Annotated in this window: 1 protein-coding gene; it reads right to left on the bottom strand. The window is 41.2% G+C overall.

Features of this window, described 5'->3' with window-relative positions:
* The coding region (locus SxD43FB_RS25520) for a hypothetical protein (protein ID WP_217988852.1) at window positions 1–420 on the bottom strand (420 nt) is incomplete at both ends.

Here is a 420-nt window from a genome sequence, read left to right as displayed (position 1 = left end):
CCGATCGTTACTTTTTTCAGTTTGGTACAGTCAGAAAATGCCTTATCACTGATGGCAGTGACATTAAATGCATATCCATCCAGTTTTACAGATGCTGGAACCGTTGCACTTGTCAGAGTTTTCTTTTCCGGTGCTGTTACACATACAGTTCCACCCTGATAAGCGGATTTTATGACCTTATATTTCAGTCCTCCTGCTGTATATGTTTTGCCTTTTGCAGGAATAGCTGCAATTTTAAAGGATCCTGTTACAGTTCCCGTGTAATTGCCTTTTCCTTTAACAGTCACTGTCGCTTTTGCTCCGGATTTTTTATTGTTGGAATAAGTCACTGTATAATCGCTTCCGGCTTTCAATCTGCTTCCGTCCAGAGTCACGATCACTGTAGGGCATACTGCTTTTCCTGCATAAATCTGATCTTTG

Source organism: Sphingobium sp. D43FB (assembly GCF_002312805.1).
GTDB lineage: Bacteria > Pseudomonadota > Alphaproteobacteria > Sphingomonadales > Sphingomonadaceae > Sphingobium.
Note: the sequence above shows the minus strand (reverse complement) of the source record. Positions and strands in the feature narration are given on the sequence as shown.